Below are 13,493 nucleotides of genomic sequence, written 5' to 3' on the forward strand. Positions count from 1 at the left end.
CCCGTCATTTCCGCTATCCTGGTGCCACGTTCACACGGGACAACGGGGGCAGGACCATGAAACTCCGAGTCGCACTGATGCTTGGGCTGGTCGTGGCGCTGGGCGTCGCCACCGGCTGCCGCCGGAAGAAGGCCGCGCCCCCCGTCACGGCCTGGCTGAACATGGACCGGCAGCCTCCCGAGGAGGGCGCCCTGGGCGTCCTGGAAGGCCCCACCAAGGGCCAGCAGGACTTCACCGTGTACTGGGTGAAGGCCCGCGGCGGGAGCACCGTTCCCGGCCTGGAGTTCCTGGACTGGTTCCGGGGACCCCGGGCCGAGAAGGTCATGGCCGTGGAGTGCCTCAGCCTCTCCGGGCCGCTGGTCTCCGGCGAGCCCAGCGAACACCCCGCCGTCTTCGCCCTGGACAAGGGCCGCGCCCTGGTGTGGGGAGGCCCCCTGGGCTGGGGCTGGGTGGACCTGGCCGCGAGCAAGGCCCGGGTGACGACCCTGGAGGGCCACCTGGAGGCCATCCTCGCCAACTCCCGCGTCTCCGTGAAGGAGCGCACCAGCCACGAGGGCTGGACCCTGCACAACCGGCTCATGCTCAGCCTGGCCCTGCAGCCCGTTCGCACCGAACCCCGGGACGACGCCCCCTACGCCGCGACGGGCTTTCCCGATGGCCGCATGGTGGGCGAAGCCCTGTGGCGCTCCTCCACCCCCGGGGAGTTCGCCCCCGGCCGCAACACGCCCCCCCACAGCCAGGAAGACCTGGACGTCCAGCGCACCCCCCGCAAGGTGCGCGACGTCGTGGTCTCCCCCTTGGAGCGCCGCGGCGACTGGATCCAGGTGGCCTTCCCCGAACCCGGCTACCCCACCTACCTGGTGGACGCCTCCGGCCTGGGGGAGAGCGCCGACAACCAGGCCCTGATGGTGAAGTGGAGCGCGCAGCCCGCGGGCTGGGTGAGGCTCTACCAGCGGGGGCCGGCGGAGGGGACGTCGATCCGGCTCTGGTCGTGGACCTACTACGGAAGCCGGGACTGAACCCGGACCGCCTTCAGCGGCCACAGTTGCGGCAGCGGCCCGGCGCCGCAGTCCGGGTAGTCCATCCCGAGGAACAGCCTGATGTGGTCCGGAGCGAGTCCCAGGCTTCCGGCCTGCGGATCCACCCCGAGCCAGCCGTGGTCCGGAAGGTAGCACTCGGCCCACGCATGGACGAAGTCCGCGTCGTTCTCCGGCGAGTAGAGGACCCCCACCACGTACCGCGCCGGGATCCCCCGGCTCCGCATCAGGGCCACGAAGAGGCTCGCGTATTCGCTGCACGTCCCGGTGCCCTCCCGCAGCACCGCGACCGCGTCCTTCGGGGACGCCGTCCCTTCCGAGATGGCCTTGGCCAGTGCCGGATCGTAGGTCACCGACCGCGACACGAGCCCCAGGCCCGCCCGGATGACCTCGAGGGTCCGGGTCCCGGGCAGGGCGGCCGCGAGCCTCGCGATCCCCGGATCACCGCACTGGATCCGGTCCGTGGGAAGGAGGAACCGCGCCACGGCCGGGTCATAAGTGAAGTGTGGGTCGAGGACCCCGCTTCCGGGCAGCCCCTCCCGGGTGTCCGGAACGACCACGACCCCGACTGAGGACCTCTCCCGCGCTTCCAGGCTCAGGAGCTCCTGGGGGGGTGTCGCCATGGCCTCCCTGGAAAGCTTCCGGGCCGTGATCCGGTAGGTCCGGGGGGGCTCGGCGAAGGCCGACAGGGAACCCAGGAGGAGGATGCCCAGAAGTCCTGCTCGGGCGATGCGTGGCATTGGGACCTCCGTGGGCTGTGCATGGAGGATATCGCGGTATCCGGAAACGGAAACGGCCCGCCCCGGAGGGCAGGCCGTTTCGGAAAGGCAGGGGTCCTGGCGCTGAAATGAGCTGGAAACGGGATCCTGGACTAAACATTCCTTCTTTTTCAGTTCCCAGCGCCTCTGCGAGACCCCAGCGCCCCAGCGTTTGATCTTTTCTTCCGAAGAATCCGGGCGATTGGCCATTGGACCATCTTGCCGGATCCCCATCGAAAAGACTAAAACGCTGGGGCGCTGGGATCTCGCAGAGGCGCTGGGAACTGCAAATGGAGAATCGCGATTCTTGCTACTCCTTCAAGGCACGTGCCGGACGCTGCATCAGGCCTTGCGCCACTTCCAGGCCGCGACCACGGCCTTGACCGTGAACGCCGTCACCGCCAGGGCGCCGATGCCGAACAGCACGTCCCCGGGGAGGCGCAGCCAGGTGAAGGCGCGCATCAGGGGGCTCTGCACCACCTCGGCGCTGCGGGCGTACCACGTGCCGTGCTGCAGGCTCTGGGCGATCTGGTGGAGGCCGCTGGGGATCAGGCTCATGACGAGCATCAGCACCAGGCCCAGGTTGAGGCCCCAGAAGCCGACCTTCAGCAGCCTTCCGTCCCAGGCGCGGTCGGGGGTCATGCCCCGCAGCGCGAAGAGCATCAGGGCGATGGCGAGGAAGCCGTAGACCCCGAAGAGGGCGGCGTGGCTGTGGATGGGCGTGGTGTTGAGGCCCTGGCCGTAGTAGAGGATGGACGGGGGGTTGATCAGCATGCCGAAGACGCCCGCGCCGACGAGGTTCCAGAAGCATACGGCGGCGAAATACGTGAAGGGCCACTCGTAGCCGCTGCCGAGAGCGCGGCCCGCCCGGAGGCTCTGGGCCAGCTCGAAGCCGACGATGGTGAGCGGAACGATCTCCAGGGCGCTGAACATGGAGCCCAGGGCCGAGATGAAGGCGGGAGATCCCGTGAAGTAGAGGTGGTGGAAGGTGCCGATGATGCCGCTGCCCAGGAAGAGGATCATGCTGAGGTTCACGCTGCGCAGGGCGGTCTTTTCGCGCAGGAGGCCAAGGCGGGTGGAGAGCAGGGCGATGGCGACGGTGGCGAACACCTCGAAGAAGCCCTCGACCCAGAGATGGACCACCCACCAGCGCCAGTACTCGGCGAGGGCGAGGTTGGTTTCGCGGTTGTACATGAAGCCCGCGGAGTAGAAGAGGGGGATGGCGATGGCGGCCAGGATGAAGAGCTTCAGGAGGCCCAGGCGGCCCTTCTCCTCGGCCAGGGCCGGGCGCAGGGCGCGGAGCACCAGCACGAGCCAGCCCACGAGGCCCACGGTGAGCAGCACCTGCCACAGCCGGCCCAGCTCCACGTACTCGTAGCCCTGGTGGCCCAGCATGAACGAGCCGCTAAGCTTGCCCAGGATGGCCTGCTGGCTGCCGGCGAGGGCGCCCACGACGACCACCACCAGGGCCAGGAGCAGGCCCGCCACGCCCAGGTACTGACCCTTGGGCTCACGGCCGGCGAGCTTGGGGCCAAGGTAGAGGCCCGTGGCCAGCCAGCAGGTGGCGATCCAGAACACGGCGAGCTGCAGGTGCCAGGTGCGGCTGGCGGCGTAGGGCAGGATGCGGGAGAGGTCGACGCCGTAGACGGCGTTGGATTCCACCCCGAAGTGGACGGTGAGCACGCCCATGAAGATCTGGACGAGGAAGAGCGCCATGGCAACGCCGAAGTAGATGGCCGACCAGCGCTGGCTGGCGGTGGCGGGGGCGGGGGTCATGGGCTTGGGGTCGGGGAAGGCCTCCTCGGGCTGCGAGGCCTGGAACCACACCATGAGGCCCACGCCCAGGATCAGCAGGACGATGGAGAGGATGCTCCACAGGTGGCTGATGGGGGTGATCTGGTTGCCCACGAGGGACTCCTGGGGCCAGTTCTGGGTGTAGGAGTGGTCCTCGCCGGGCCGGCGCGCCGCGGCGGTCCAGGCGGTCCACAGGAAGAAATCGGCCACGCGCTCGCCCTCGGCCATCGTGGGGATCCACCGGGCGGGAATGGAGGCGTCCTTGTCGCCCTCGGTGACGGTGCGGGCCAGCTCCTGGCGGGTGATGTCGTAGGCTGCGGCCCGGTCGGCGTCCAGGGTCAGGACCCCGTCCTTGAAGGTGTTGGTCTGGAAGGCGGCCTGGGTGCGGGCCCGGGCCTCGGCGTCGGAGAGGCCGGCGGCCTTGGCCTGGGCGAGGGTCAGCTCGGCCCAGCGGTGCAGGGCCTTGGCGGTCCAGTCGGGCGCCAGGTAGGCCCCGTGGCCCCAGACGGATCCGATGTGCTGCCCGCCGTGGCCCAGGTAACTCTTCTGGCCAGCCATGATCTGTCCGGCGCCCACCAGTTCGCGACCGTCGGGGCCCACCACGCTGGAGGGGATGGGCGGGGCGTTCAGGGCGATCTGCCGCCCTCCGATGCCCAGCACGCCGAAGCTGGCGATGAGCACCAGGAATAGTATGAGCCAACGTTGTTTCATGACTGCCTCCAGGGACCAGCCTGGAGGACGCGGCCCGCCCCCGCCTTGATCCCTGTCAAGGGACCCTCTTTTTCCCGCCCGGAACCCGGTATCCTAACAACCACGCCGTTTGTTCTTACATGATCCCCCTGGTAATTTGGAAGAGCCGGGCTTCCCAGTGGAAGCCTGCCGGAAAGCTGCCCCATGGAATTCCTCGCCCGACTCCTGCACCTCCAGCCCCAGACCTTCTGGATGATCGCCAAGGTGATCATCGTCTTCGCGGGTCCCCTGACCCTGGCCGCCATCCTCACGTGGGTGGAGCGCCGGGGCAGCGCCATGATCCAGGACCGCATCGGCCCCAACCGGGCCCTGCTCTTCGGGCGCTGGCGGCTCCTGGGCCTGCCCCAGCTGGCCGCGGACGGCATCAAGTTCTTCCTCAAGGAGGACCTGCCCACCGCCGACGCCAACAAGCTTCTGTTCTGGATGGCCCCCTTCATGGCCTTCGTGCCGGCCATGATGGGCTTCGCGGTCATCCCCTTCGGCCGGTCGCTGGTCTCCGGCGGACAGACCTACCACATGAGCCTGCTGGAGCCCGGCAACGGCATGGGGATGCTCTACCCCCTGGCCATCGGCTCCGTGGCGGTGTACGGCATCCTCACCGCCGCCTGGTCCAGCAACAACAAGTGGTCGATCCTGGGCGGCATGCGCGCCTCGGCCCAGATGGTCAGCTACGAGCTCGCCATGAGCCTGGCGGTGGTGGCCATCTTCCTGCGCGCCGGCGGCTACGATCCCCACGAGATCATCGCCCGCCAGGCCATCATCTGGAACGTCGTGCCGCAGTTCTTCGGGTTCCTGGTGTTCTTCGTGTGCATGTTCGCCGAGACCAACCGCCTTCCCTTCGACTTCGCCGAGGGCGAGAGCGAGATCGTGGCCGGCTTCCACACCGAGTACGGCTCCATGAAGTTCGCGCTGCTCCAGCTGTCCGAATACGTGCACATCGTCACGGCGGCGGCGCTCATCGTCACCCTCTACTTCGGCGGCTGGCAGGTGCCCTTCGTGGCCGCGCCCTCCGTCTCCCTTTCCATCGCCGCCTTCGTCCTCAAGCTGGTCTTCTTCTGCTGGGTCTTCATCTGGATCCGGTGGACCGTTCCCCGCTTCCGGTTCGACCAGCTCATGTTCATGGGCTGGAAGGTGATGCTCCCCTTGAGTCTGGGCAACCTCATGCTCCAGGCGTTCCTCATGTACCGGCGGGGTTGACCAATGGCAGTCGTCGTCAAGAAAGTCGAACTCACCTGGGTGGACCGCACCTACGTGATCCCCGTGCTCCAGGGCATGGCCATCACCATGAAGCACTTCCTCAAGCAGATCTTCACGCGCAGCCGGGACCGGTTCACGGTCCAGTACCCGGACTGGAAGCGGGAGGTGGCCCCGGGCTACCGCGGGCTCCACGAGCTCAAGCGCTTCGAGGACGGAGCCATCAAGTGCGTGGCCTGCTTCATGTGCGCCGAGGCCTGCCCGGCCCGGTGCATCACCATCGAGGCTGATGCCTTCGGCGACCTCAACAAGTCGCAGGGCTTCGACGAGAAGCGGCCCGCGGTCTTCAAGATCGACATGCTCCGGTGCATCTACTGCGGCATGTGCGAGGAGGCCTGCCCCAAGGACGCCATCTGGCTGCGCACGGACTACGAGCAGGCCTCCTACGACCGGCTCTCCATGCAGTTCGGCAAGTGGGACCTCATGAACACCTATGCGGACAAGGACGGGAAGGCCCGGATCACCCAGGATCCAACGCCCTCCGTCCCCCGGAATCCGACCTCGCTGTAGGACCCGCCATGTTCCTGATCTTCTCCCTCATCACCCTGCTCGGCGCGCTCTCCCTGGCCTTCCAGAAGAACCTCGTCGTGGCGGGGCTCTGCATGGTGCTCACCTTCTTCGGCGTGGCGGGCCTGTTCCTGCTGCTGGCCAACCCCGTGGCCGCGGCCCTGCAGGTCATCGTCTATTCCGGCGCCATCGTCGTCCTGCTGCTCTTCGTCATCATGCTCCTGAGCGCCCACGAGGAGGAGGAGGCCCTGAAGCCCCATCCCATCCAGCGCTGGGGCTCGATCGTGGCCGCCCTGGCGCTGGCGGCGGGGGCCGTGAAGGTGGTGCTGGGCTCGGGCCTCCTCCGGTCGCCCCGGCCCGTGGGCGTGCCGCCCCCCATGAACCTCGAAGCCCTGGGCAACGCCCTTTTCGACCACCACCTCGCCGCGTTCGAGATCGTCGGGCTGCTGCTCCTGGCGACCATGATCGGGGCCGTGGCCCTGGTGAAGAAGGACCTGTGATGGAGCCGACCGTGACCACACTCCTGCAAGGCAGCCTCCAGGGCTACATCCTGGTGGCCCTGCTCCTCTTCGTCATCGGGTTCTACATCGTGCTGAGCCGGCGCACCGTCCTGGTGCAGTTCATGGGCGTCGAGCTCATGCTCAACGCCGCCAACGTCGCGCTCCTGGCCTTCGCCCGCCACCGGGGCGGGGACGTCCAGGGCACGGTGTTCTACCTCTTCATCATCGCGGTGGCCGCGTGCGAGGCCGCGGTGGGCCTGGCGCTGGTGGTGGGCCTGTTCCGCCACCGCGCGACCACCGACACCGACCGCGCCGACGCGCTCAAGCTGTGAGGGCATGATGCAGAGAATCGCCTGGCTCATCCCCGTCCTGCCCCTCCTGGGCTCCGCCTTCCACGGCCTCCTCGGGAGGAAGGCGGGCAAGGCCGCCGTCACCGCCGTGGCCCTGGGCACCGTGGGCGCCTCCTTCGCCCTGGCCCTGGTCCTCTTCTTCGCCGCCAAGGCCGCCCCCGGGCACCGCCTGGACCTGGTCTACTTCGACTGGATGGCCGTGGGCGACATGCGGGTCCCCTTCGGGCTCGTGTTCGACCCCCTCAGCACCGTCATGTCCCTGGTGGTGGCGGGCATCGGCCTGCTCATCCACCTCTACTCGGTGGGCTACATGTGGGAGGAGGAGGGCTACGCCCGCTACTTCTGCTACCTGAACCTGTTCGTGTTCTTCATGCTGACGCTGGTGCTGGGATCCTCCCTGCCGCTGCTCTTCGTGGGCTGGGAAGGGGTGGGCCTGTGCAGCTACCTGCTCATCGGCTACTACTTCGAGACCGAGGTCGCCTCGGCGGCGGGCCTGAAGGCCTTCCTGTTCAACCGCGTGGGCGACCTGGGCATGATCGTGGGCATGATGGTGCTGTTCGCGGCCTTCGGCACCCTGACCGTGGGCGAGATCCTGGGCAAGGCCGGGCACCTCGCCCCGGAGACCACCTTCGGGGTGGTCACTTTCGCCACCCTCATGATGTTCGTGGGGGCCACCGGCAAGAGCGCCCAGATCCCCCTCTACCTGTGGCTGCCGGACGCCATGGCGGGCCCCACCCCCGTCAGCGCCCTCATCCATGCCGCCACCATGGTCACCTCCGGCATCTACCTCATCTGCCGCATGGCGCCCCTCTATGAACTGGCCCCCACGACGATGACCGTCGTGGCCTGGACCGGCGGCGCCACGGCCCTATTCGCCGCCACCATCGGCCTGTTCCAGCGCGACATCAAGAAGGTGCTGGCCTACTCCACGGTGAGCCAGCTGGGCTACATGTTCCTGGGCCTGGGCGCCGCGGGCTTCGCGGCCGGGTTCTTCCACGTGTTCACCCACGCCTGGTTCAAGGCCCTCCTCTTCCTGGGCGCCGGCAGCGTCATCCACGGCCTCCATCACCAGCAGGACCTCTTCCGCATGGGCGGCCTGAAGGAGAAGATGCCCGTCACCTTCTGGACCATGCTCATCGCGACGCTCTGCATCATGGGCTTCCCGGGCACCTCCGGGTTCTTCAGCAAGGACGAGATCCTCTACCTGGCCTTCCTCAAGAGCCCCGCGCTCTACGTCGTCGGCCTCCTGGGCGCCGTGTGCACGGCCTTCTACATGTGGCGCCTCATGGGCCTGGCCTTCTGGGGCAAGCCGCGGGACCACCACGCCTTCGAGCACGCCCACGAGAGCCCCTGGACCATGACCCTGCCCCTGGCGCTGCTGGCCGTGGGCGCGCTCCTGGCGGGGCTGCTGGGCCTCCCCAAGATCTGGGGCGGCTCCTTCGCCATCGAGGGCTGGCTGGAACCCGCCCTGGCCTTCGGCAAGGCCGAGGCGCCCGAGGCCGCCGAGCACGGCTCACATGCGCTGGCCTGGGGCCTCATGGCGCTCAGCACCACCCTGGCGCTGGCCAGCGGCCTCGCGGGCTTCTTCATCTACCGCAAGGGCCCGAAGTCCGAGGAGGCCTTCGCCGAGCGGAACCCGGCCCTGTACCGTGTGCTTGCGAACAAGTACTTCGTGGACGAGGGCGTGGAGGCGGGTCTCCTGGCGCCGGTGCGCTGGATCGGCAACTTCGCCTGGAAGTTCTTCGACGTCATCCTCATCGACGGCGTCGGCGTGAACCTGCCCGGGGCGCTGACCCGCATCGCCGGAGACTTCACCGCTCGGACCCAGACGGGCCGGGTGCGCAACTACGCGCTGGGCATGGCCTTCGGGACCGTGCTCCTGCTCTGGATCTTCTTGAGGTAGCCGCACCGTGATCACGCCCTGGATGAACACCCACCTGCTGACATTCCTGGTATTCGCCCCCTTCGCGTGGGGCGCCCTCCTGATGCTATTCCCGGAGCGCCAGGCGCCGCTGGTCAAGCTCCTGGCGACGCTGGGCGCCGTCGGCGTCCTGGCCGTCGCCGCCGCGCAGCTCCTGCGGGGTCAGCCCGACGCCTTTGGGCAGCTGGCCTTCGAGCGCTTCCACTGGTTCTCGGCCGTGGGCATCCCGGTGGAATACCACCTGTCCGTGGATGGGCTGAACCTCTGGCTGGTGATCCTCACCGCCTTCCTGGTGCCGGTGACCATGCTGGGCACCTGGAACAGCCTTCCGGAACGTTCCGGTTCGGCCTTCGCGCTCTTCCTGATGCTGGAATCGGGCATGCTGGGAGCCCTGGTGGCCCAGGACCTGCTGCTGTTCTACCTGTTCTGGGAGGCCATGCTGCTGCCGATGTACTTCCTCATCGGCGTCTGGGGCGGCGCGGAGCGCCGCTACGCGGCCACCAAGTTCCTGGTCTTCACGCTCGCGGGCTCTCTGCTGTGGCTGGTGGCCCTGCTCTACATGGCCGGCAAGGCCGGCAGCTTCGCCCCGGGCGTCATGGCCCAGGCCGCCCAGAGCCTGCCCCCCAAGGTCCAGGGCACCCTCTTCATCGCCTTCGCCCTGGCCTTCGCCGTCAAGGTTCCGCTCTTCCCGCTCCACACCTGGCTTCCCGACGCCCACACGGAGGCGCCCACGGGGGGCTCGGTGATCCTGGCCGGCGTGCTGCTCAAGCTTGGATCCTACGGATTCCTGCGCTTCGCCTTCCCCATCTTCCCCGACGCGGCGCGCCACTTCTCCCCGGTCCTGGCGGCGCTGTCGGTGGCCGCCATCATCTACGGCGCCCTGGTGGCCATGATGCAGTCCGACATCAAGAAGCTGGTGGCCTACTCCTCGGTGAGCCACATGGGCTTCGTGATGCTGGGCATCGCCTCCATGACCGTCATCGGCACCCAGGGGGCCATGCTCCAGATGCTCAACCACGGCATCTCCACCGGCGCCCTCTTCCTCCTGGTGGGCATGCTCTATGACCGGGCCCACACCCGGCGCATCGCCGACTTCGGCGGGGTGGCCCTGAAAATGCCCGTATTCACCGCGTTCTTCATGATCGTGACCCTGAGCAGCATCGGCCTGCCCCTCACCAACGGGTTCGCCGGGGAATTCCTCATCCTCAACGGAACCTACCTGTCGGGCTTCCACTGGGGCAGGACCGCGGCCGTGGCGGCGACCCTGGGCGTGCTGCTGAGCGCGGCCTACATGCTCTGGATGTTCAAGCGCGTCTTCTGGGGCCCGGCCAACGCGGACCCCGAAAGCGGCACGGCCCACCTCCACGCCGACCTGAACGCGCGCGAGGTGGCGGTCCTGCTGCCCCTGGTCGTGCTGATCTTCTGGATGGGCATCCACCCCCAGACCTTCCTGGGCCATTCCGAAGCGCAGGTTTCCCGGGCCCTCTACCCGGCCGTCGCCGGCGAGGTGAAGTGATGACGATCACCGCGAGCGAACTCTCGGCCATCCTGCCGCTTCTCATCCCGGCCCTGGGGGCCTGCCTCCTGCCCCTGGCGGCGCTGGACAAGGACCAGGCCACGGTCAAGTGGATCCGGGGCGCCATGTTCTTCATGGCCCTGTTCTGCCTGGCCGGGGGCTTCTTCTACATCACCCGCCTGTGGTCCACGGGGGCGCAGCCGTCCTTCGGCGCCATCCGCATGGATCGCCTGGCCCAGTTCGCCGGGATCTTCGTGCTGGTGGCCGCGGCCCTGGCCGTGCTCCAACTGTGGGACCACCTCCACCAGGAGGGCTGGGTGAAGGGGGAGACCCTGAGCCTGCTGCTCTTTTCCGCGGTGGGCATGATCCTCTTCGTGGCCGCCTCGAACCTGATCCTTCTGTTCCTGGGCCTGGAACTGCTGTCGCTGCCCCTGTACGCCCTCACTGCCACGGTCCGCACCCGCGCCAAGGCCTTCGAGGGGGGCATGAAGTACTTCATCACCGGCGCCGTGGCGGCCTCCAGCTTCCTCATGGGCTCCGTGCTCCTGTACGGCGTCACCGGCTCCCTGGACTTGGCCGCCGTGGGCCAGGCGCTGGCTTCCCGCACCCCCGATCCCATCGCCCTGGCCGGGGCCGCCCTGCTCATGATGGGCTTCCTCTTCAAGGTCAGTTCGGTGCCCTTCCACCAGTGGACGCCGGACGTCTACGAGGCCGCCCCCCATCCCATCTCCGGCTTCATGTCCGTCGCCACCAAGGGCGTGGCCATCCTGGCGCTCCTGCGGGTGCTGGGCGCGGGCGTTCCCGCTCCGGGCGCCCTGCGCATCCAGGCCGCCCTGGCCGCGGTGGCGGTCCTCACCCTGGTGGTGGGCAACCTGGCCGCCCTGGCCCAGAACAACATCAAGCGGATGCTCGCCTATTCCAGCATCAGCCACGCCGGCTACATCCTCCTGGGCCTGGTGGCGGGCACCCCCGCGGCCTACGCCGGCATCGTCTTCTACCTGGTTTCCTACCTTGTCATGAACATGGGCGCCTTCGGCATCCTCACCTGCCTGGGCCTGGTGGGCGACACGACCACCTTCGACGACGTGAAGGGGATGGGCTGGAAGCGCCCCGACCTGGCCATCGCGGCGGCGCTTTGCCTCTTCGGCCTGGCGGGGATCCCCCCCATGGCCGGGTTCTATGGCAAGTACATGATTTTCAAGGAATTGATTCTCCAGGGTCACGTGTCCATGGCGGTGATCGGCGTCCTGGCCAGCCTGGTGTCGGTGTACTACTACTTCCGGCTCCCCGTGGCGCTGTTCCTGGAAAAGCCCTCCGCCAAGGCCGAGCGGGAGGCCTCGGAGCGGCCCGCCCTCCATGCCCCCCTGGCCGGGGCCGCGCTCCTGGTGTGCGGCATCCTGGTGGTGGTCATCGGCCTCTTCCCCGGAACCCTCTACACCACCTTCGCGTGGCGGGTGGTGGCGGACACGTTCCCCTTCCTGCGCTGAGCCCCTGAGACTCCATCACAATTACGCCTTCGGCCTCAACCTTTTTGCCGATCCCTGCCTCACATGGCAAGGTAGAGGTATCTGAACCTTTGGCGTCGAGGTAACCATGAGTCGAAAAGTCTGGATCATCACCGCCGTGGCCGTGGTCCTGGTGGGCGCGGGCACTGCCTACTTCGTCCAGGGCCCAAAGGATGAGATCAAGTGGCGCACGGCCAAGGTGGACAAGGGCAGCATCACCGCCCGCATCAGCGCCACCGGGACCTTGAACGCCCTCATCCAGGTGCCGGTGGGCACCCAGGTCTCGGGCGTGGTCACGGGCATCTACGCGGACTTCAACAGCCTGGTGAAGAAGGGGCAGGTCATCGGAAAGATCGACGAGACGCCCTGGCTGACCCAGATCCAGGACGCCCAGGCGACCCTGGAGCGGTGCAAGGCTGCCCTCTTCAACGCCCAGATCGAGTTCAAGCGCAACAAGCAGCTCCATGAGCAGAAGCTCCTGTCGGACGCGGACTTGGACGCCAAGGAACTGGTCCTCAAGACGGCCCAGGGAAACCTGGATTCCGCCAGGGCCGGCGTGGCCCGGGCCAAGACCAACCTGGACTACTGCACCCTGCGCGCGCCGGTGGACGGCGTCGTGGTGAACCGCCTGGTGGACGTGGGCCAGACGGTTGCCGCCAGCTTCAGCACCCCCAACATGTTCACCATCGCCCAGGACCTCTCCAAGATGAAGGTCCAGGCCGCCATCGACGAGGCCGACATCGGTCAGGTGCAGGTGGGCCAGCGGGCCTTCTTCACCGTGGACAGCTACCCCGACAAGCAGTTCCGGGGGGTGGTGAGCCAGGTGCAGCTCAACCCCGTGGTGAACCAGAACGTGGTCACCTACCAGGTGGTCATGGAAGTGAACAACGAGCCGCGCACCGCGGCGCCCGACGGGGGCAAGCGTGAAGGCGGCGAAAGGGCAGGCGGCCAGCGAGGAGGCGCTCCCTCACCCGCCGGCTGGCACGGAACCGAAGGCCGGCCCGGCGGCATGCGCCAGGGGGGCGGCGAGGCCCATCCCGCCGGCAAGCCGGTCCTCCTGGGCAAGCCCCAGACGGCCGATCTGGAAACCAGCACCGCCCGCTACATCCTGCCGGGCAGCCCGGTCTACCGGGGCGATCTGGCCCTGTTCCCGGGCATGACGGCCAACTGCACCATCGTCACCAAGGAGCGGGACCAGGTCCTGCGGGTGCCCAGCGCGGCCCTGCGGTTCAACCCCGCGGCCTTCCTCAAGGACGCGGCCCCCAAGGCCCCGGGGGCCTCTCCGGCGGCCGGTCCGCAAAACGGTGGCCAGCAGCGTCCCGGCGCCGGAGGCGGACGCCAGGGCGGCGCCGGCAAGGGCATGGTGGCCCGCCGGGAGGACCGGGTGTGGATCCTGGTGGACGGCAAGCCCAAGGCCCTGCCCGTGAAGACCGGGGCCAGCGACGGCATGTTCACCGAGGTCAGCGGCGAGGGCGTCACCGAAGGGATGGTGGTGCTCACCGGCGTCGAGGACCTGAAGAAGGCGGCGCAGGCCCCAGCACCCATCGGCGCTGCCGGTGGCAGGCGCCACTGACGCGGCGCGGCCCCTGCACTCCGGAGAC

General features: G+C 68.2%; 11 protein-coding genes. 9 read left to right on the plus strand and 2 right to left on the minus strand.

What is annotated here, in order from left to right:
• Positions 1–56 precede the first annotated feature (56 nt).
• Positions 57–1,019: a hypothetical protein gene (locus ACZ5LB_RS16100; protein WP_464603220.1), complete on the plus strand. Its 963-nt coding sequence runs from the start codon at positions 57–59 to the stop codon at positions 1,017–1,019.
• Here ACZ5LB_RS16100 and ACZ5LB_RS16105 read toward each other — a convergent pair.
• Together ACZ5LB_RS16105 and ACZ5LB_RS16110 are read right to left on the minus strand one after the other, a co-directional pair.
• Positions 1,001–1,777 carry a transglutaminase-like domain-containing protein gene (locus tag ACZ5LB_RS16105; RefSeq protein WP_464603221.1) on the minus strand — a complete coding sequence of 259 codons (777 nt, stop codon included), beginning with the start codon at positions 1,775–1,777 and terminating at the stop codon, positions 1,001–1,003. The two genes, ACZ5LB_RS16100 and ACZ5LB_RS16105, sit on opposite strands and share 19 nt — an antisense overlap.
• Before the next feature lie 360 nt (positions 1,778–2,137).
• On the minus strand, positions 2,138–4,300 hold the full coding sequence (locus tag ACZ5LB_RS16110) for a nitric-oxide reductase large subunit (RefSeq protein WP_464603222.1): 2,163 nt from the start codon (positions 4,298–4,300) through the stop codon (positions 2,138–2,140).
• A gap of 183 nt (positions 4,301–4,483) precedes the next feature.
• Here ACZ5LB_RS16110 and ACZ5LB_RS16115 point away from each other — a divergent pair, with 183 nt between their 5' ends.
• The 8 genes from ACZ5LB_RS16115 to ACZ5LB_RS16150 all read left to right on the plus strand — a co-directional run bounded on the left by ACZ5LB_RS16115 (position 4,484) and on the right by ACZ5LB_RS16150 (position 13,465).
• Positions 4,484–5,536, plus strand: coding sequence for a complex I subunit 1/NuoH family protein (locus ACZ5LB_RS16115; protein ID WP_464603223.1), 1,053 nt, complete (start codon positions 4,484–4,486; stop codon positions 5,534–5,536).
• 3 nt (positions 5,537–5,539) lie between these two features.
• Positions 5,540–6,103, plus strand: coding sequence for a NuoI/complex I 23 kDa subunit family protein (locus tag ACZ5LB_RS16120; protein ID WP_464603224.1), 564 nt, complete (start codon positions 5,540–5,542; stop codon positions 6,101–6,103).
• Positions 6,104–6,111: 8 nt separating this feature from the next.
• Positions 6,112–6,600, plus strand: a complete 489-nt coding sequence (locus ACZ5LB_RS16125; RefSeq protein WP_464603225.1) for an NADH-quinone oxidoreductase subunit J family protein — start codon at positions 6,112–6,114, stop codon at positions 6,598–6,600.
• 11 nt (positions 6,601–6,611) lie between these two features.
• The gene (nuoK, locus tag ACZ5LB_RS16130; RefSeq protein ID WP_464603226.1) at positions 6,612–6,932 is read left to right on the plus strand and encodes an NADH-quinone oxidoreductase subunit NuoK; all 321 of its coding nucleotides are present in this window, start codon (positions 6,612–6,614) and stop codon (positions 6,930–6,932) included.
• A gap of 4 nt (positions 6,933–6,936) precedes the next feature.
• The gene (gene nuoL / locus ACZ5LB_RS16135) at positions 6,937–8,853 is read left to right on the plus strand and encodes an NADH-quinone oxidoreductase subunit L (protein ID WP_464603227.1); all 1,917 of its coding nucleotides are present in this window, start codon (positions 6,937–6,939) and stop codon (positions 8,851–8,853) included.
• Between the two features lie 7 nt (positions 8,854–8,860).
• The gene (locus ACZ5LB_RS16140) at positions 8,861–10,387 is read left to right on the plus strand and encodes a complex I subunit 4 family protein (protein WP_464603228.1); all 1,527 of its coding nucleotides are present in this window, start codon (positions 8,861–8,863) and stop codon (positions 10,385–10,387) included.
• Positions 10,387–11,874, plus strand: coding sequence for an NADH-quinone oxidoreductase subunit N (locus ACZ5LB_RS16145; RefSeq protein ID WP_464603229.1), 1,488 nt, complete (start codon positions 10,387–10,389; stop codon positions 11,872–11,874). Before ACZ5LB_RS16140 ends, ACZ5LB_RS16145 begins: the two co-directional genes overlap by 1 nt.
• Positions 11,875–11,980: 106 nt before the next feature.
• Positions 11,981–13,465, plus strand: coding sequence for an efflux RND transporter periplasmic adaptor subunit (locus ACZ5LB_RS16150; protein WP_464603230.1), 1,485 nt, complete (start codon positions 11,981–11,983; stop codon positions 13,463–13,465).
• Positions 13,466–13,493 lie beyond the last annotated feature (28 nt).

Source organism: Mesoterricola sp. MK458, assembly GCF_055384935.1.

Excerpts from the sequence above, each read along its gene's own strand:
- ACZ5LB_RS16100 (WP_464603220.1), top strand. The coding sequence starts at position 57 with ATGAAACTCCGAGTCGCACTGATGCTTGGGCTGGTCGTGGCGCTGGGC.
- ACZ5LB_RS16105 (WP_464603221.1), bottom strand. The coding sequence starts at position 1,777 with ATGCCACGCATCGCCCGAGCAGGACTTCTGGGCATCCTCCTCCTGGGT.
- ACZ5LB_RS16125 (WP_464603225.1), top strand. The coding sequence starts at position 6,112 with ATGTTCCTGATCTTCTCCCTCATCACCCTGCTCGGCGCGCTCTCCCTG.
- ACZ5LB_RS16150 (WP_464603230.1), top strand. The coding sequence starts at position 11,981 with ATGAGTCGAAAAGTCTGGATCATCACCGCCGTGGCCGTGGTCCTGGTG.
- ACZ5LB_RS16110 (WP_464603222.1), bottom strand. The coding sequence starts at position 4,300 with ATGAAACAACGTTGGCTCATACTATTCCTGGTGCTCATCGCCAGCTTC.
- ACZ5LB_RS16145 (WP_464603229.1), top strand. The coding sequence starts at position 10,387 with ATGACGATCACCGCGAGCGAACTCTCGGCCATCCTGCCGCTTCTCATC.
- ACZ5LB_RS16115 (WP_464603223.1), top strand. The coding sequence starts at position 4,484 with ATGGAATTCCTCGCCCGACTCCTGCACCTCCAGCCCCAGACCTTCTGG.
- ACZ5LB_RS16120 (WP_464603224.1), top strand. The coding sequence starts at position 5,540 with ATGGCAGTCGTCGTCAAGAAAGTCGAACTCACCTGGGTGGACCGCACC.
- nuoL (WP_464603227.1), top strand. The coding sequence starts at position 6,937 with ATGATGCAGAGAATCGCCTGGCTCATCCCCGTCCTGCCCCTCCTGGGC.